The organism is Gaetbulibacter sp. M240 (assembly GCF_043876815.1).
In the GTDB taxonomy this organism is placed as follows: Bacteria; Bacteroidota; Bacteroidia; order Flavobacteriales; family Flavobacteriaceae; genus Gaetbulibacter_A.
The window spans coordinates 170,820-188,989 of the sequence record NZ_JBAWKA010000001.1; the positions used below are offsets into that span (position 1 = coordinate 170,820).

General features: G+C 38.8%; 14 protein-coding genes. 9 read left to right on the forward strand and 5 right to left on the reverse strand.

What is annotated here, in order from left to right:
- The first annotated feature begins 17 nt into the window (after positions 1 to 17).
- From V8G61_RS00775 to V8G61_RS00800, 6 genes are all read left to right on the forward strand, one after another.
- Positions 18 to 1,169 (forward strand): alpha/beta hydrolase, encoded by a 1,152-nt coding sequence (locus V8G61_RS00775; RefSeq protein WP_394873514.1) that lies wholly within the window; start codon positions 18 to 20, stop codon positions 1,167 to 1,169.
- A complete protein-coding gene (gene radA / locus V8G61_RS00780; protein ID WP_394873515.1) occupies positions 1,169 to 2,524 on the forward strand; it encodes a DNA repair protein RadA in 1,356 nt (451 codons plus the stop codon). The genes V8G61_RS00775 and radA overlap by 1 nt, the downstream gene beginning before the upstream one ends.
- 128 nt (positions 2,525 to 2,652) lie before the next feature.
- Positions 2,653 to 6,057 carry an isoleucine--tRNA ligase gene (ileS, locus tag V8G61_RS00785; RefSeq protein ID WP_394873516.1) on the forward strand — a complete coding sequence of 1,135 codons (3,405 nt, stop codon included), beginning with the start codon at positions 2,653 to 2,655 and terminating at the stop codon, positions 6,055 to 6,057.
- Positions 6,058 to 6,061: 4 nt separating this feature from the next.
- Positions 6,062 to 6,445, forward strand: a complete 384-nt coding sequence (locus tag V8G61_RS00790) for a TraR/DksA family transcriptional regulator (protein WP_394873518.1) — start codon at positions 6,062 to 6,064, stop codon at positions 6,443 to 6,445.
- An 87-nt stretch (positions 6,446 to 6,532) separates the two neighbouring features.
- The gene (locus tag V8G61_RS00795; protein WP_394873519.1) at positions 6,533 to 7,153 is read left to right on the forward strand and encodes a lipoprotein signal peptidase; all 621 of its coding nucleotides are present in this window, start codon (positions 6,533 to 6,535) and stop codon (positions 7,151 to 7,153) included.
- 93 nt (positions 7,154 to 7,246) lie between these two features.
- Positions 7,247 to 9,142, forward strand: coding sequence for a hypothetical protein (locus tag V8G61_RS00800; protein ID WP_394873520.1), 1,896 nt, complete (start codon positions 7,247 to 7,249; stop codon positions 9,140 to 9,142).
- On the opposite strand, the gene V8G61_RS00805 is transcribed toward V8G61_RS00800, so the two are convergent.
- The 5 genes from V8G61_RS00805 to V8G61_RS00825 form a co-directional block, all read right to left on the reverse strand.
- On the reverse strand, positions 9,130 to 9,693 hold the full coding sequence (locus tag V8G61_RS00805) for a 5-formyltetrahydrofolate cyclo-ligase (protein ID WP_394873521.1): 564 nt from the start codon (positions 9,691 to 9,693) through the stop codon (positions 9,130 to 9,132). The genes V8G61_RS00800 and V8G61_RS00805 overlap by 13 nt on opposite strands.
- Complete coding sequence (locus tag V8G61_RS00810; RefSeq protein WP_394873522.1) at positions 9,690 to 10,667, reverse strand: succinylglutamate desuccinylase/aspartoacylase family protein; 978 nt, start codon at positions 10,665 to 10,667, stop codon at positions 9,690 to 9,692. Before V8G61_RS00810 ends, V8G61_RS00805 begins: the two co-directional genes overlap by 4 nt.
- 23 nt (positions 10,668 to 10,690) lie before the next feature.
- A complete protein-coding gene (gene rimK, locus V8G61_RS00815) occupies positions 10,691 to 11,569 on the reverse strand; it encodes a 30S ribosomal protein S6--L-glutamate ligase (protein WP_394873523.1) in 879 nt (292 codons plus the stop codon).
- A complete protein-coding gene (locus V8G61_RS00820; RefSeq protein ID WP_394873524.1) occupies positions 11,566 to 11,991 on the reverse strand; it encodes an ATP-dependent zinc protease in 426 nt (141 codons plus the stop codon). Before V8G61_RS00820 ends, rimK begins: the two co-directional genes overlap by 4 nt.
- A gap of 63 nt (positions 11,992 to 12,054) precedes the next feature.
- Positions 12,055 to 12,510, reverse strand: coding sequence for a VOC family protein (locus tag V8G61_RS00825; RefSeq protein ID WP_394873525.1), 456 nt, complete (start codon positions 12,508 to 12,510; stop codon positions 12,055 to 12,057).
- A gap of 98 nt (positions 12,511 to 12,608) precedes the next feature.
- Between V8G61_RS00825 and uvrC the strand changes: the two genes are divergently transcribed.
- The 3 genes from uvrC (at position 12,609) to V8G61_RS00840 (ending at position 18,163) form a co-directional block, all read left to right on the forward strand.
- A complete protein-coding gene (gene uvrC / locus V8G61_RS00830) occupies positions 12,609 to 14,402 on the forward strand; it encodes an excinuclease ABC subunit UvrC (RefSeq protein ID WP_394873526.1) in 1,794 nt (597 codons plus the stop codon).
- A 76-nt stretch (positions 14,403 to 14,478) separates the two neighbouring features.
- The gene (locus V8G61_RS00835; protein WP_394873527.1) at positions 14,479 to 16,710 is read left to right on the forward strand and encodes a patatin-like phospholipase family protein; all 2,232 of its coding nucleotides are present in this window, start codon (positions 14,479 to 14,481) and stop codon (positions 16,708 to 16,710) included.
- Positions 16,711 to 17,005: 295 nt separating this feature from the next.
- Positions 17,006 to 18,163, forward strand: a complete 1,158-nt coding sequence (locus V8G61_RS00840) for a homogentisate 1,2-dioxygenase (RefSeq protein ID WP_394873528.1) — start codon at positions 17,006 to 17,008, stop codon at positions 18,161 to 18,163.
- Positions 18,164 to 18,170 lie beyond the last annotated feature (7 nt).

Sequence of the window (18,170 nt, forward strand, 5' to 3'; positions counted from 1 at the left end):
TCTCAAATCGTTTAGCAATGAAAAAAATACCACTGTTCTTTATATTGTTTTTTGCCACTTTTCAATGGTTTTCCGCGCAAGCGAAATACGAAACATTTCAATCTCAGAAGTTAGGTGAAGAGCGTCAGATAAAAATTTTATTACCTCGAAATTACGAATCCAATACTGATAAAACCTATCCCTTGCTCATCGTTCTGGATGGTGATTATTTATTTGAAGTTGTTTCCGGAAATGTCGATTTTTTGTCTTATTGGGAAGAAATGCCTGAAGCCATTGTGGTCGGGATTAACCAATATGATAAACGCTACGACGATTGTATGTATTCTGCGCAAAACGGCCTGCCCATTGAGAGCGGGGCACACTTTTTTGAGTTTGTTGGTGGGGAACTTATACCCTATTTAGAGCGTAATTTTCGTATAGGAAACTTTAAGATAGCTGTTGGACATGGTGACACTGCTAATTTTATAAATTATTTTATGTTGAAACCTGACCCGATATTCCGAGGTTACGTTGCCATGAGTCCGGAATTTGCTCCTCAAATGATCGATTATTTGCCGCAACGTCTAGGGTCGATGGAACAAAAGATCTTTTATTGTTTGTCCGATACGGCCTTGGATACAGGCTCCATAAAAAATATGGTGTCCGCTTTGAACACCGATATTAAATCGAAAGAAAATGATAATGTTCAGTATCAATTTAATTCTTTTGAAACACCTTCGCATTATGCCATGCCGGCTCAGGCTATTCCCAGGGCTCTTGAATTCATGTTCAAAGTGTTTCAACCCATTTCAAAACAGGAATATCAGGATACCATCCTAAAACTTGAGGGTTCACCGGTAGCTTATCTTAATGAAAAATATCAGGCTATCCTGGAGTCTTATGGTATCGAAAAACCCATTTTAGTGAATGATTTTAAAGCCATAGCCGCTGCGATCGAAAAGAATAAACTTTTTCAGGATTATGAGGAACTCGGTAAAATGGCAATTAAAATGTATCCGGATACTTTGCTGGGCTTGTATTATATGGGTCGTTTTTATGAAGAGTCCGGAGAACCTAAAAAGGCAATGCGTACGTTCGAGTCTGCTTATGCTCTGGATGAGATAGGAGGAATAACTAAAGATATGGCCATGGACCGCGCTGATGCCATTAAAGCAGATTTTGGATATTAATGGCTAAAGTAAAAACAACTTTTTTTTGCCAGAATTGTGGGAACCAATATACTAAATGGCAGGGCCAGTGCAATGCGTGCAAGGCCTGGAACACTATTGTGGAAGAACTGGTTCAAAAACCGGAAAAAAGCGATTGGAAACTATCTTCAACGGATAAAAAAATATCAAAACCGCTTCGGATTCAAGATATCGATGTGTCGAAAGAACCGCGTCTGGACACTTTCGACAAGGAATTTAACAGGGTTTTGGGGGGTGGTATAGTTCCGGGATCTTTAATTCTTTTGGGGGGAGAGCCGGGTATAGGAAAGAGTACGCTTTTGCTCCAAATGACGCTGAAATTGCCTTATAAAACGTTATATGTTTCCGGAGAGGAAAGTCAGAAACAGATCAAGCGACGCGCTGAACGTATCAACCCTGGTAACAATAACTGCTACATTTTAACAGAGACAAAAACTCAAAACATCTTTAAACAAATTTCAGAGCTTGAACCCGATTTAGTGATCGTAGATTCCATTCAAACCCTGCACAGTGATTATATAGAATCCTCTTCGGGAAGCATTTCACAAATCAAAGAGTGCACTGCCGAACTCATAAAATTTGCCAAAGAAACGGCAACACCAGTATTATTGATCGGTCATATTACTAAAGACGGTAATATCGCAGGACCCAAGATCTTAGAGCATATGGTTGATACGGTCTTGCAGTTTGAGGGCGACCGCAATCATGTATTTCGAATTTTAAGAGCACACAAAAACCGCTTTGGATCTACAAACGAATTAGGCATTTACGAGATGCAGGGCTCCGGTTTACGTGAGGTTACTAACCCCTCTGAACTATTAATTTCAAAGAAGGACGACGAGCTATCGGGTCATGCCATTGCAGCAACTATTGAAGGTTTGCGTCCGCTCATGATAGAGGTTCAGGCCTTGGTGAGTACGGCCGTTTACGGGACACCACAACGTAGCGCCACCGGTTTCAATGCGAAACGATTGAACATGCTTCTGGCTGTTCTGGAAAAACGTGCAGGATTCCGATTAGGTGCTAAGGATGTGTTTTTAAATATTACAGGAGGCATAACCGTTGATGATCCGGCTATAGATCTAAGTGTTGTAGCGGCTATTTTATCATCCAACGAAGATGCGCCGGTACCTAAAGATTTTTGTTTCGCTGCTGAGGTAGGACTCTCCGGTGAAATACGCCCGGTACAACGTGTTGAACAGCGCATTTTAGAGGCTGAAAAGCTCGGTTTTTCTACTATTTTTATTTCAAAATACAATAAAATCGCGCTTAAAAATACCAAAATCAAGATTGAGCTTATTTCGAAAATTGAAGATTTAATAGGGGTAATCGTCTGAATCCCGGCTAATAATGGCTTCAGGCCTTTGTTTATGGGCGTTTTAGTGGTCTGTTAAATAATAGAAAACCATGGGTTCTTTTTTGTCAAAATTCATTAAATTCGCGAACTTAAAAGAAAGACGAGTTGATGAGCACGAAATTTCCTGAATATAAAGGACTTGACTTACCAAAAGTAGCAGAAGAGATTCTGCATTATTGGGAAGAAAACACCATTTTCGAGAAAAGCGTTTCTACCAGAGAAGGGCACAAACCTTTTGTGTTTTTTGAAGGGCCACCTTCGGCAAATGGTTTACCTGGGGTACATCATGTATTAGCGCGGGCGATCAAAGATATTTTTCCACGATATAAGACTATGAAAGGGTTCCAGGTGAAGCGAAAAGCCGGTTGGGATACTCATGGATTACCTATTGAACTAGGTGTGGAAAAAGAGCTCGGAATTACCAAAGAAGATATTGGCAAAACCATTTCTGTTGAAGATTACAATGCTGCCTGTAGAAAGGCCGTCATGCGCTACACCGATGTCTGGAACGACCTTACCCAGAAAATGGGGTATTGGGTAGACATGGACGATCCGTATATCACCTATGAACCCAAGTACATGGAGTCGGTTTGGTGGTTGCTAAAGCAGATCTACAATAAGAATTTACTTTACAAAGGCTATACCATTCAACCCTATTCTCCAAAAGCGGGAACCGGATTAAGCTCGCACGAATTGAATCAGCCCGGAACCTATCAGGACGTTACGGATACCACGGTGGTAGCTCAGTTTAAAGCTAAGGCAGAATCACTTCCAGACTTTTTGAAAAATGAAGGTGATATTTATTTTCTGGCCTGGACGACGACACCGTGGACCTTACCAAGTAACACCGCTTTAACCGTTGGTCCAAAAATCGACTACGTTCTGGTTGAAACATATAACCAATATACTTTCGAACCTATCAAAGTAATCCTAGCTAAAAAGCTGGTGGATTACCAGTTTGCGGGGAAATTCAACCGTGTAGAAGAACCTTCAGGTTTAGAAGGGTTTAAAGAAAGCGATAAGAAGATTCCATATTTTGTTAGTAAGGAATTTATTGGAAAAGATTTACTAGGCATAACCTATGAACAACTGTTAGATTACGCCTTACCATACGAGCACCCAGAAAATGCTTTTAGAGTGATTGCGGGAGATTTTGTAACCACGGAAGATGGTACTGGAATTGTACATACGGCGCCAACCTTTGGCGCAGACGATGCTTTAGTAGCGAAACAAGCCACACCTGAGGTTCCACCCTTATTGGTGAAAGATGAGCATGGTAATTTAGTACCGTTGGTTGATCTTCAAGGAAAATTCAGACCGGAAATGGGTGAGTTTGCAGGAAAATATGTGAAGAATGAATATTATGCCGAGGGAGAAGCACCGGAAAAATCAGTAGATGTAGAGCTTGCCATCAAACTTAAAATAGAAAATAAGGCCTTTAAGGTTGAAAAATACAAACATAGCTATCCAAATTGCTGGCGCACCGATAAACCAATATTGTATTATCCTTTGGATTCCTGGTTTATCAAGGTAACCGATGTGAAGGATCGCATGTATGAACTGAATGAAACCATCAATTGGAAACCGAAAGCGACCGGAACCGGGCGCTTTGGAAATTGGTTGGCCAATGCTAACGATTGGAACTTATCCCGATCACGTTATTGGGGGATTCCTTTACCAATATGGCGCACGGAAGACGGTAAGGAAGAAATTTGTATTGGTTCAGTTGAAGAATTAAAGGCGGAAATGCAAAAAGCCGTTGATGCCGGTGTGATGGACAAAGCCATATTTGAAGACTTTGAGGTGGGTAACTTTAGTGAGGACAACTATGCGAAGATCGACCTTCATAAAAATATTGTGGACGCTATTGTTTTAGTTTCTGATTCAGGAAAACCAATGAAACGTGAAAGCGATCTGATCGATGTATGGTTTGATTCCGGGTCCATGCCTTACGCGCAGTGGCATTATCCATTTGAGAATCATGAGCTTGTTGATGATAGAATAGCCTATCCGGCTGATTTTATTGCGGAAGGCGTTGATCAAACCCGTGGTTGGTTTTATACTCTTCATGCGATTGGTACGATGGTATTCGATTCTGTCGCATACAAGAATGTCGTATCTAATGGACTCGTGCTTGATAAGAACGGACAAAAAATGTCTAAGCGTTTAGGGAATGCGGTTGATCCGTTTGAAACCCTGAAGGACTATGGAGCCGATGCTACGCGCTGGTACATGATTAGTAATGCGAACCCCTGGGATAACCTGAAGTTTGATATTGATGGGGTTGAAGAGGTAAAGCGTAAATTCTTTGGAACACTTTACAATACGTATTCCTTCTTTAGTTTGTATACCAATTTAGATGGTTTTAAATACAGTGAGGATGAAGTATCCTTGCAGGAACGTCCGGAATTGGATCGTTGGATCTTATCCGAGCTTCATACGCTCATCAAAAAGGTAGATGGGTTTTATGACGATTACGAACCTACCAAGGCAGCTCGGTCTATTTCAGACTTCACACAAGATTATTTGAGTAACTGGTATGTGCGATTAAGCAGAAGGCGATTCTGGAAAGGCGATTATGAACAAGATAAATTATCAGCCTATCAAACGCTTTACACCTGTTTGGTGACCATTGCGAAACTTGGTGCGCCTATTGCACCATTCTTTTTAGATAAATTGTACCTCGACCTTAATTCAGTGACCCAAAAAGAGGGTTTTGAAAGTGTTCATTTAGCACAGTTTCCTGATTACGATGAGGCGTTTATTGATAAATCGTTGGAACGTAAGATGGAAAATGCACAAACAATATCTTCTTTAGTCTTATCGTTAAGAGCTAAAGAGAAGATTAAAGTGCGTCAGCCTTTACAGAAGGTCATTGTGCCTGTTGATAATGCCCAGCAAAAGGAAGAAATCCTAGCTGTATCATCACTAATAAAGTATGAGGTAAATGTGAAGGAAATTGAGCTTTTAGATGACGCATCTGATATTTTGGTAAAACAGATCAAACCTAATTTCAAAGTATTAGGACCCCGATTTGGTAAGGATATGAAGGCGATAGCCAATCTGGTTATGAACTTTACACCGGAAGATATCAACAAAATAGAACAAAATGGTTCTTTAGAAGTAAATATTAATGGAAAAAATATTACCTTAGATCGTGCTGATGTAGAAATAACCTCTCAGGATATCGAAGGTTGGCTTGTTGCAAATGAGGGAAACTTAACTGTTGCTCTGGATGTTACCATCACCGATGATCTCCGTAGAGAAGGCATCGCACGGGAGCTTATAAATCGTATACAAAATTTACGAAAAGACTCCGGTTTTGAAGTAACAGACCGTATTGATGTTACCCTTCAAAAAGATGTACATATTATAAATGCTATTGAAACAAACATTGATTATATAAAAACAGAAACATTAACAGAAGCCCTAGAAATTAAAGACGAGATAAAAGATGGCATTGACATTTCGTTTGATGATGTAAATACCAAGCTTCATATACAAAAACACTAATATTATGAATTTAGATACGAACGTACGATACTCAGATAAGGAATTAGCAGAGTTCAAAGCTTTAATCCAGGAGAAAATAAAAAAGGCGCAACATGATCTGGAATTGATTAAGAGTGCTTACATGAACAATCATAACAATGGTACTGATGATACCTCGCCTACATTCAAGGCCTTTGACGAAGGAAGCGAAGTGATGAGCAAAGAGTCGAATTCACAATTAGCGATCCGTCAGGAAAAATTCATTCGTGACCTAAAGAATGCCTTGATTCGAATTGAAAATAAAACCTACGGTGTTTGCCGTGTTACCGGAAAACTAATAAACAAAAAGCGTTTGGAGCTTGTGCCCCACGCAACCTTAAGTATTGAAGCAAAAAATATGCAACAATAATACGTTTTAAATTTTTATGAAAACGTCTCAAACCCTTGAGACGTTTTTTGTTTTTCATCTTGACAGTTTCAAGAAATCAAAACTTTCATGTCCTTAAAAAAAGCCATAATACTAATAGTCGTTATTTTACTCATTGATCAAGTGAGTAAAATTTATATTAAGACCCATTTTTCACTTTACGAAAGCATAACGGTTTTTCCTTGGTTTAAAATTTATTTCATTGAAAACGACGGTATGGCCTGGGGTACCAAAATAAGTGATTTTATAAGTTTTATTACGGAACGATCGGCAAAGTTTATCCTGACTATTTTTAGGATTATTGCTATTGTGGGTATTGGTTATTGGCTTTATGAGGCTACAAAAAAGCAACAATCCAGAATATTGATTTTAGCTATTGCACTGATTTTCGCCGGGGCCTTGGGGAATATCATAGACTCCGTGTTTTATGGAGTTTTCTTCGATAGTAGTTTAAATCAGGTAGCCACGTTTTTGCCTGCTGAAGGGGGTTATGAAACCTACTTACAGGGTCGCGTGGTTGATATGTTATACTTCCCTTTGTTTAGTGTCGATTTGCCACATTGGCTTCCGGGTTTCGGCGGTAAACGGTTCAATTTCTTTGAGCCTGTTTTTAATGTGGCCGACATGGCCATTAGTACCGGATTTTTAATTCTTATTGTCTTCAATAAGAGAGCATTTCAAAAAAAGTAGATTTCAATAAAAAGAAAAAACTTGCGGTTAGTTTTTTCATTCCTCGCTTGTATTCACTATATTTATCAAGCTATTAAATCTATTCTGTAATTTTTGATGAACCTGAAGTATCCATTTCTAACCCTCTGCGCCTACTTTTTATTTAACATTTCTCCGGCCCAAAATACCTACGATATTGATTTTCCAAGTGCGAAAAGTCTAAAATGTAGAAAATTCACTAAACTCTTTGCCCAAAAACCTGAAGAGGTCAAGTTTTCAATAAAACGTGCGGGTAAAAAGCTCTATTTTGAAATTAACGACAGTCGTTGGTTTAACGAATTGTTTGAAAATCCATACGACGGCTTGGCCATAGATGTGGTCTCAAAAAACCGTTATGATTGTGCTGTTAATGAGGTTTCTAACGATCAAATACGCGGAACCTTATTGGCTCCGGTATATTTTTACGCTTTAAAAAATGGTTTGCGTGCGACGAATAACGGACGTTTACAGTTGTACGTTGGAGATGTGCCAGAAAACTTGCTCTATGATGAACTAGAGTATAATGTGTTGTTTCTGAGTAATAAAAACATGTGTCGTTATTATGTGATTTACAATTTGGAAAACTATGGCATGGATTTGCTGGATATGGGTATGTATCTGGATGAGGTGAGCTATAATACCAAAAAGGTACGCCCCGTTGATGATACGGAATATATCACCACTGAAGAAACTTTAAAATTTATCATTCCTTTTAAAAAGAATAAAGCGACTTATTCACAAGCTGATATTAAACCCGTTTATGATTCCTTGAAATTAGTAAAATACAATATTAAGAATATAGATATTAAGGCTTATTCTTCCATTGAAGGGATCTCCTCAAGGAACATAGAATTACAAAATTTGCGTGCTAATAGTGTCATAAAAGCACTACAGTCGTTCCAAATTGATGAAATTAAATATACCGTGTCGTCCTCTGAGAACTGGGTGGAATTCTTTAGCGATATTAAAGACACGAAATATGCCTATTTAGGCAACCTGAGTAAAAGCGAGGTGAGAAATGCTATCGCGGGCCAGACATCCAAAGACATGGAGCCCATTTTAAAAAATCATCGAAAGGCAGTTTTGGAATTGACAATTGAAAAGAAAACGAAATACGCCACCGAATCTGAAGATAAACTTGTAGCCGATTTTAATGCCGCTATAAAGAAAGACGATCTGGTAAACGCCAACGACCTTCAAAATTCGATATTTGAAAAACTTCGTGGGAGGTCCAATGCGTCCGTAACTTTGGATAATATGACGGTTCCGTATAACAAAAAATATATCGATCTGCTCATTAAAAATACAGGCTTTCGATATTTATCCGATTTCAGCGAAGCAATGATCGTGTTAGATCAACTAGAGCAACTTGAAAAATTAGATCCGGAAAACCCGAAAATAAAATACGATCTGGCAGCGGTTCGTTTAAAGTTGTTGTATTATAATGCGATAAGAATGGATGAACGCGATCTTCAAAATGAAATCACCAACCTAAAAGATTACAATATAGAGAAATCACTTATCGACCGGATGCTTGTAAACCTGCAAATTGTAATTGCCGAAAAATTAATGAACTTCCGGGATTTTTCAAACAAAGATAAAGCCGTAGATTACGTTTGGAAGAATTATAAAGACTTTAATTTATCCAATTACGATTATTTAAGTTTAGCCGAGTTTTTTAGTAATTTAGGTACCAGAGATATGGCTGTTGACCTATTGGAGGATAAAGCAAAATCGATTGATATTGATGAAAATCTATTGTTTTATTATTTGAATTTAACGCTTTTTGATAAGGATCTTACCAGTGAGGAAAGCTTTAGAAGTATCATGCTTAATGCCATAAACATCAATAAGGATCGCTTTTGTAAATTGTTTAAGTCTGAAGATGAAGGTGGTGTGACCTTTCAATTATTAGAAAATCCGTTCTTGAGGAAAACCTATTGTGAAAGTTGTACCGATCAAAATGAATAATTAGATTGTGGCGTTACCCCGTAATCGAGTTTAATATCGCTGTCGAAAACCGGAATATCCTCAGCTTCTGGCTCAAAAAATGACAAACCAATTTTAATCGTTTCCGAGGAGCAATTAGCGAGAAATTTGTCGTAAAACCCCTTGCCATATCCGATGCGATTTCCCGATGTATCAAAGGCCAGCAAAGGCACAAAAACGACCTGAATACTAGAAACAGGAATTTGAATGCCATCTAAAGGTTCTGGGATATTAAAAGCACTATTTTTAAGCACGGTATTGTCGGTTAATAAATAATGCGTCATAGCACCGCTCTCAAAATTGCTTTTAGAGACTATAATGTGCTTATCCTTCCCAGCTAGAATATTTAAAATATAGATGGTATTAACCTCATTTAAAGTTTCTATGGTTAAAAAAACATGGTAATATTCGAAGTTCCATATAGGTAATTTTAAAAGCTGATTAGCAATATTCAAGCTCAGGTCGTCACGCTGTTGTGGCGATAATTCGGCACGAAGGGCCTTATATTTTTTACGCAACTCAGCTTTTGTCATTCTTGTTTTTTAAGCTTGGTACTAATGTGAAATAAGGCATCACCCTGATAGACGATTGGCGATTCATTGACATTGATGATGTAGCCAGAAAATTTAGCGCGTACAAAATAATTGAATTTACCATATGGATCGGTAATGTTTCCAATGATATCCTCTTTTTTTACTTGCGTTCCAACGGGGGTTGAAGCTTTGAACATCCCTGAGAATTTAGCACGAATCCATTTACTTTCGGTAATAAACAAACATTCCTGTTTAGGTTTTGTTACCTTGAAAACCGTCTTAAGCATCCCCAAATGCTTTAAAATCCGCTTCGAGCCGTTGACACCTGAGTTGGTAACCAACTCATCAATATGAAATGATTTACCCCCTTCAAAAAGGAGTAAAGGCACCTCTAGTTTTTTACAGGTAGCCCGAAACGATTTAGATAAATTCTTAGAATATAATACGAACGGGGCACCGAAAACCTTGGCAAGCACATCGAGGGTTTTATCCTCTTTGGAATACCGCAGCTGAGGGGCATTAAATCTGCCGGATCCCCCGGTGTGAAAATCGATTACCAGATCAGCATGAGGCAGTACCTCATTTACCAGTTTGTAAGCTACACGTCCGGCCAATGATCCTTTCGGACTTCCGGGGAAAACCCGGTTTAAATCGCGTCCATCGGGGAATTCCCGTTTTAGGTTGATAAAACCAAAAACATTAATAACCGGCATGCAGATAATTGTACCGCATTTGGGTTTGTTTATCCCTTTAGCGATAAGTTGCCGAATGATCTCAACACCGTTCACTTCATCGCCATGAATACCGGCAGTAAACAAAACCGTAGGCCCGGGCTTTTTCGATCGTTCTACAATGATGGGAATATTTACCGGTGATGAGGTGTGTAAATTAGCTACATCAAAGTTCACTTCCTTTCGTTCTCCGGGAGCAATAACTTCTTTGAAAATGGTTATTGATTTAAGTTCTGAACGCATAAAAAAAATGAGTTATAAATCTGTTATTCTCTTTTATTTCGCTCTATGAAATGAATAATGCTTTTAGCAATATTCCTGCCTGTTGCAGCTTCGATACCTTCAAGGCCAGGTGTTGAATTTACCTCCAATATCAATGGCCCTCGAGACGATTGTAACATGTCCACACCACAAACCGGAAGTTTTAAAGCACGCGAGGCATTCATCGCCAGTTTTAATTCATCGTGATTTAATTTCAAAACCTTAGCAGATCCGCCACGATGTAAATTAGACCGGAATTCACCATCTTTTCCTTGACGTTTCATAGCGCCTACTACCTGCCCGTCAACAACCAATGCGCGAAGATCCGCCCCGCCGGCTTCTTTTATGAATTCCTGAACAATAACCCGTGCTTGTAAACCATTGAAGGCTTCTAAAACCGATTCTGCTGCATTTTTGGTTTCAGCTAAAACCACACCTAACCCTTGAGTGCCTTCCAGCAATTTTATAACCACAGGCGTTCCGCCAACATGTTCGATAACCTCCTCGACATCTCGGGAATAATTAGTAAAAACCGTTTTAGGCATACCAATACCTGCTTTACTTAAACGCTGAAAACTACGTAGTTTATCTCGGGAACGTTGTATGGCATCTGAAGTACAAATAGTGAAAACACCCATCATTTCAAATTGGCGAACTACAGCGCAACCGTAAAAGGTCACTGACGCTCCAATTCTGGGAATGATGGCATCTACATAATCGAGGTAACGATCTTTATAGTAAATGGTCGGCCGCTCTTTTTCGATAATGATATCGCATTTCAAAGGATCGATAATTTCCATACGATGACCTCGTTTTTCACCTTCTTCTCGTAATCGGTCTGTGGAATATAAGTTAGAGTTTCTTGATAGAATTACTATGTTCATGATTTTTTGGATAAAAATGAGACTTGTTCTAAATCGACATCAACGATAAATTTATGTTTTAAAAACTGCCGACCAATAAGAACTGGAAATTTCATATCGTCTCTTGTGCTTAAAGTTAAGTTAATCTTGTAGGTTTTACCAAAAAATACAACTTCAGATTTTACCTTGTACCGGTTTTCTTTATAACCATTGCTGCTTTTTACGTTGGTAAGACCGTATTCCTCAAAAACGATTTCAGTCTTTCCAAAATTCCGGTGAACCTCGCTATTAAAAATACAGCGCAGGTGATCACCTTCTTCAATAATCTCAGAACAATGGATTGCCGAGGTGTACGCCCCGGTATCTATTTTTACTTCAATATTGAAAAGTCCAAGTTTTGGAAAGTCGACCGTGTCTCTACGGCCTAAAATTTTTTTAGTCATAAATCTTTTTAAGGAGGCGAAAGGTACTAAAATAGTGGTAGGAAAATGTAATTTTTATAGGTTTTAGTTGGCGCTATTGACCTCGATCCAGTATCCGTCTGGATCTTGGACATATACCTGTTTTACACCATCGGCACGAATGGTAATTTTTTGGTCCTCCCCGGCCCAACTGGAGTATTTTATATCATGCTCATTCAGATTGTCTATAAAAGTATCGAAGTGTGGGGTGCTTAGCGCAAAATGAACCGCTTTATTTAGTGTGATATCGCCACTAAGAACGGAGATTAAATGAAGTTCTTTACCTTGACTTAATGATAACCACCGGATTCCATCTTTTTCAGTTCTATTAGTGATTTCGTTCAATTTTAATACCGATGTGTAGAAATTTACGGAAGCCTCCAGATCGGAAACCGATAAGGCCACATGATTGAATTGCATGTTAAAATCTTTAGACTTCTTCTGAGCTAAAACATTAACTGAGACTAAAAGGGCTAAAATAACGACGAATATTTGTTTCATCAGGATGAGGTTTAGAAGATTAAAAAACGTCTAACAAGGTACTAAAAAAACAAAAGCTAATTTTTAGTTTATCTATATTTTGGGCTACCTTTGAGCGTATGGATACGCCTGCCTTAGACATTCAACTCAAGACATTACCGAGCCAACCTGGGGTGTATCAGTATTTTGACAAGGAAAATAACCTTATTTATGTTGGTAAGGCGAAAAATCTAAAAAAGCGCGTTAGTTCTTATTTTACCAAAACGCACGACAGCGGTAAAACCAGAGTTTTGGTAAAAAAAATTGCCCGTATCAAACATATTGTTGTTGAAACGGAAACCGATGCCTTATTACTTGAGAATAACCTAATAAAAAAACATCGGCCACGTTACAATGTCCTTTTGAAGGATGACAAATCCTACCCATGGATATGCATTAAAAATGAACGCTTCCCAAGAGTGTTTTCTACACGTCGCGTCTACAAAGGTGGTGGTACCTATTTTGGTCCCTATACCAGTATGAAAACGGTATCGACCCTTCTGAGTCTTATTCGGGGCTTGTATTCCCTGCGAACCTGTAATTACGATCTGGCTGAAGAAAAAATACAAGCGGGTAAATATAAAGTGTGTTTGGAGTATCATTTAGGGAACTGTAAGGGTCCCTGCGAAGGTTTGGAATCGGAGGTCGAATACATGGCAAATATTAAAGCCATTAAAGAAATATTGAAGGGTAATTTTAAGGATTCCTTGTCGGAATTTAAAAATCAAATGCATGCCTTTGCAGATAATATGCAATTTGAAGAAGCTCAAAAAATAAAGGAAAAAATTGATGTATTAGAGAATTATCAAGCTAAATCGACGATCGTTAATCCGAAGATCAGTAACGTAGATGTGTTTTCTATAGTGAGCGATGAGAGCTATGGCTATGTTAATTTTTTACAACTATCGTATGGTTCCATTATTCGATCACATACCCTAGAGATCAAAAAGAAATTGGACGAAACCGATGAGACCTTGTTGAAATTGGCCATTATAGAAATTCGTCAGCGTTTTCATTCAAAATCTAAAGAGATCTATGTGCCTTTCAAGATCGATCTGGGTGATGCAATTAAAGTAACCGTACCTAAATTGGGCGATAAAAAACACATCGTGGATTTGTCATTACGAAATGCGAAATACTTCCGTATGGAGCGTTTCAAGCAAATGAAAATTGTAGATCCGGACCGGCACGCCAACCGTATTATGTCGCAAATGAAAGCCGATCTTCGCTTAAAAGAGGAGCCCCGGCATATTGAATGTTTTGATAATTCTAATATTCAAGGCACCAATCCGGTAGCCGCCTGTGTGGTCTTCAAGAATGGTAAGCCAAGTAAAAAGGATTACAGGCATTTCAATATTAAAACCGTAGAAGGACCCGATGATTTTGCCTCAATGGAAGAGGTGGTTTATCGCCGTTATAAACGCCTGTTGGATGAAGAACAATCGTTACCCCAACTTATTGTTATAGATGGTGGGAAGGGCCAGTTGTCTTCAGCACTAAAAAGTCTTGATGCTTTGGAATTACGCGGTAAAATCGCGATAATTGGTATAGCCAAGCGCTTGGAGGAACTGTTTTACCCCAACGACCCGATACCTTTGTACCTGGACAAAAAGAGTGAAACCTTAAAGGTTATTCAGCAATTACGGAATGAAGCCCATCGGTTTGGCATCGAGCATCATCGTAATCGACGAAGTAAATCGGCCTTGAATACAGAACTGGAAACCATCGAAGGCATTGGTGAAAAAACGATCGTAAGTTTGTTAAAACACTTTAAATCTGCAAAACGCGTAGCACATGCCAAATTGGATGAATTAGAGGAAGTGGTTGGCGCCTCAAAAGCTGCTAAGGTTTATCAGTATTTTAATCAAAAATAACCGTTATCTTTATGTTCAGATTGGGCAGTTGGTTAAAGTCCTTTCGAAAAGAAAAAGAATTAAACTTCTATCAGTTTTGAATAAAAAATTACTCCTTATTTTACTTTGTATAAGTGTTTTGTCTTCCGCCCTGGCGCAAAATAAAACCAAGGATGCTGAACGGCCTAAAATAGGGCTGGTCCTTAGTGGTGGTGGGGCAAAAGGCCTGGCGCATGTTGGGGTTTTAAAGGTGATTGATAGTCTGGGTATAAAAATAGATTATGTAGCCGGTACTAGTATGGGTGCTATTGTTGGCGGGCTGTATGCTTCGGGATATACTGGGAAACAACTGGATTCTATTTTTGAGGTCGTTGATTTCGATAAAATTATTAGCGACGATCTTCCACGGGAGGCTAAAGCCTTTTACGAACGCGATAATTCTGAGAAATACACCGTTACCTTACCCATTAATGGATTTAAGGTGAATTTACCATCAGCACTTTCACGGGGTCAAAACACCTACAATTTGTTCTCTAAATTAACATTGCCGGTAAATACGATTAAGGAGTTTAAAAATCTTCCGATACCTTTTTTCTGTATCGCCACGAATGTGGAAACCGGTGAGGAGGTCGTTTTAGATCAGGGTAGTCTGGCGCAATGTATGGTGGCTAGTGGTGCCCTTCCGTCTTTGTTTCAGCCGGTTACCATAAATAATGATGTTCTTATTGATGGTGGTGTTTTAAATAATTATCCTATTAATGAGTTACGGGAAAAGGGAATGGATATTATTATAGGTGTTGATGTGCAGGCCGGTTTACGGACCCGGGATGAATTAACTTCGGCGCCAGAAATTTTACTACAGATCAATAATTTTAGAACCATCAGGGCGATGGAATCCAAAACCAAAGAAACCGATATTTACATAAAGCCGGAGGTAAAGGAATACACGGTAATTTCGTTTGATGAAGGAGCTGTGATCATAAAGAATGGTGTTGAGGCAGCTTTAGAAAATTTTTCTAAACTGAATGCCTTACCAAGACGCGAGGAGCCGCGACCACCAATAAAACAAATCGATAGTATAAGTATTAACAGCTTTTCGTTTTATGGTTCCAGTCATTATTCGCGGGCCTATTTATTAGGTAAATTAAAAGTGAAACCAGACAGGAAAGTGAGTTACGAGCGTTTTGAAAAGGGAATTAACGCACTGGTGGCAACTAATAATTTTGATGCTTTTGAGTACGATTTAAGACCTTCAGATTCGGTTGATGGCTATGATTTTTATGGGTCTTTACGGGAGTCTAAGTACACCTCATTTCTGAAATTAGGAGTTCATTACGACCAGTTGTACAAAAGTGCTGCGCTTATAAACCTTACCAAAAAGCGTTTATTTTTCTCGAATGATATTGCCTCTCTTGATTTTATTTTAGGCGATAACCTGAGATACAATTTTGAGTATTTAATTGATAAAGGATTTTACTGGAGCATTGGTTTACGTTCCCGTTATAATCAATTTAAAAAAAATGTCAGTGCCCGATTATTACTTACAGATACCGAAATTGGAAATTCCGGAATTAATAAGCTTGACGTAAAATTAACCGATCAAACCAATCAGTTTTATTTGCAAACCCTGTTTCGTAAAGATTTTTCCTTAAGTCTTGGTGCTGAACACAAGCGCTTAAAAATTATATCTGAAACCTTATTTGCACCCAATTCCAATAATAAGTACGAGTTTGAGAATACCGATTACGTGAGTTTGTTCGGTAATCTTAAATTAGATACGTACGACAATAAATACTTTCCCACACAAGGTGTTTATTTTAATGGTGATTTACATTGGTATGTTTACGGTTCCAGTTTCAATCAGGATTTTAATAATTTTGCCATTGGTAAGGCAGAAATCGGAACAGCATTTAAATTTTCAGAAAAAGTAGGCATAAATCTGGAAGCCAGTGGCGGTTTTAAAATTGGGGATAAATCAACCCAAACCCTCGACTTCGCCCTGGGAGGCTACGGTGCAAGTTTTATCAATAATTTTGTTTCTTTTATAGGTTACGATTTTATTTCTTTAACCGGCAATAGCTATGTAAAGGCCTCTGCGGTTCTGGATTATCAAATTTTTAAAAAACAACACCTCACCCTAGAGGCCAATTGGGCCAATGTAGCCGACGATATTTTTCAAACTGGCCAATGGTTTACACTGCCCGATTATCGCGGTTATGGCGTAGGTTATGCACTTGATACTTTTTTCGGTCCGGTTCAGGCCAAATACAGTTATTCGCCGGAGCGCAGGAAAGGTATTTTCTTTATTAACGTAGGGTTTTGGTTTTAATCCTCATTTTATTATTACATCAAAAATTACGATATTTGTGTTGTTATGAAATATCCACAAAAGAAAGTCTGTTTTTTTTAGACAAGCATAGAAATGGATATTGCATGTGACCAAAAAAAGAAAATATAGATTAGCAGATGATATACTTCTGGCAAGACTTACTATTACTTCTTCATTTCCTTATCAAGAGAAACCCCGAATAAGGGCGCATTTTTCGTATCTTTATAGTAACTTTTTTGTAATTTATACCAGCTAAACCTTAGGGTTGAGGCCTAAATTTTAAAAACATTAAACCATGCCTTTTTATCATAAATTAGGAAGTATTCCTCATAAACGCCATACGCAGTTCAGAAAACCTGATGGCAGTCTGTATTACGAGCAGTTGTTCGGCACTATTGGCTTCGATGGCATGTCTACCAATAGCTATCACGAACAGCGCCCAACGCAGGTTAAGGAAATTAAAAAGCAATACAGCGTAGCGCCGAAGATTGCGCGCACCAACAATATTCAGTCTTACCGTTTTAAAGGTTTTCAAGTAAAACCGGAAGCCGATTATTTAGACAGCCGAAAAACGGTATTAATAAATTCAGATTGCGCCATTATTTTAGCCGCGCCACAGGAATCTACCAATGATTATTTTTATAAGAATACCGATGCCGATGAACTTTTATTCATCCATAAGGGTAGTGGAACCTTACGCACTCATCTGGGAAACTTAGAGTTTAAATACGGGGATTATTTGCTAATTCCACGAGGTGTGATCTATAAAATAGATTTCGACACCAAAGATAATCGTCTGTTTATCGTCGAGTCGCGCCGACCCATTTATACCCCAAAGCGCTATCGCAATTGGTTCGGTCAGTTGTTGGAGCATTCACCCTTCTGCGAGCGCGATATTCGTCGCCCGGAAACGTTGGAGACCAACAATGAGACAGGCGATTTTTTAATAAAAGTAAAAAAGCAAGATGATATTATCGAAATGGTATACGCCTCGCATCCCTTTGATGTCGTTGGCTACGATGGTTATAATTACCCGTATGCCTTTTCCATTCACGATTTTGAACCCATAACCGGCCGCATACATCAACCGCCACCGGTGCATCAAACTTTCGAGACCGATGCCTTTGTGGTGTGCAGTTTTGTACCGCGATTGTACGATTATCATCCCCAATCCATCCCGGCGCCATACAATCACAGCAACATTGATAGCGATGAGGTTTTGTATTATGTAGACGGGGATTTTATGAGCCGTAACGATATTGAAGCCGGGCATATTTCCTTGCATCCCGCGGGGATTCCGCACGGACCGCACCCCGGCGCTACAGAGCGGAGTATTGGTAAGACCGAAACAGAGGAGTTGGCCGTGATGGTTGATACCTTTAAACCCTTGCAACTTACCGAAGATGCAATGAAAATAGCCGATGAGAGTTATTTCAAATCATGGTTGGAGTAACAAGTAT

Excerpts from the sequence above, each read along its gene's own strand:
- V8G61_RS00805 (WP_394873521.1), bottom strand. The coding sequence starts at position 9,693 with ATGACAAAAGCTGAGTTGCGTAAAAAATATAAGGCCCTTCGTGCCGAA.
- V8G61_RS00775 (WP_394873514.1), top strand. The coding sequence starts at position 18 with ATGAAAAAAATACCACTGTTCTTTATATTGTTTTTTGCCACTTTTCAA.
- V8G61_RS00840 (WP_394873528.1), top strand. The coding sequence starts at position 17,006 with ATGCCTTTTTATCATAAATTAGGAAGTATTCCTCATAAACGCCATACG.
- radA (WP_394873515.1), top strand. The coding sequence starts at position 1,169 with ATGGCTAAAGTAAAAACAACTTTTTTTTGCCAGAATTGTGGGAACCAA.
- ileS (WP_394873516.1), top strand. The coding sequence starts at position 2,653 with ATGAGCACGAAATTTCCTGAATATAAAGGACTTGACTTACCAAAAGTA.
- uvrC (WP_394873526.1), top strand. The coding sequence starts at position 12,609 with ATGGATACGCCTGCCTTAGACATTCAACTCAAGACATTACCGAGCCAA.
- V8G61_RS00795 (WP_394873519.1), top strand. The coding sequence starts at position 6,533 with ATGTCCTTAAAAAAAGCCATAATACTAATAGTCGTTATTTTACTCATT.
- V8G61_RS00790 (WP_394873518.1), top strand. The coding sequence starts at position 6,062 with ATGAATTTAGATACGAACGTACGATACTCAGATAAGGAATTAGCAGAG.
- rimK (WP_394873523.1), bottom strand. The coding sequence starts at position 11,569 with ATGAACATAGTAATTCTATCAAGAAACTCTAACTTATATTCCACAGAC.
- V8G61_RS00810 (WP_394873522.1), bottom strand. The coding sequence starts at position 10,667 with ATGCGTTCAGAACTTAAATCAATAACCATTTTCAAAGAAGTTATTGCT.
- V8G61_RS00825 (WP_394873525.1), bottom strand. The coding sequence starts at position 12,510 with ATGAAACAAATATTCGTCGTTATTTTAGCCCTTTTAGTCTCAGTTAAT.
- V8G61_RS00820 (WP_394873524.1), bottom strand. The coding sequence starts at position 11,991 with ATGACTAAAAAAATTTTAGGCCGTAGAGACACGGTCGACTTTCCAAAA.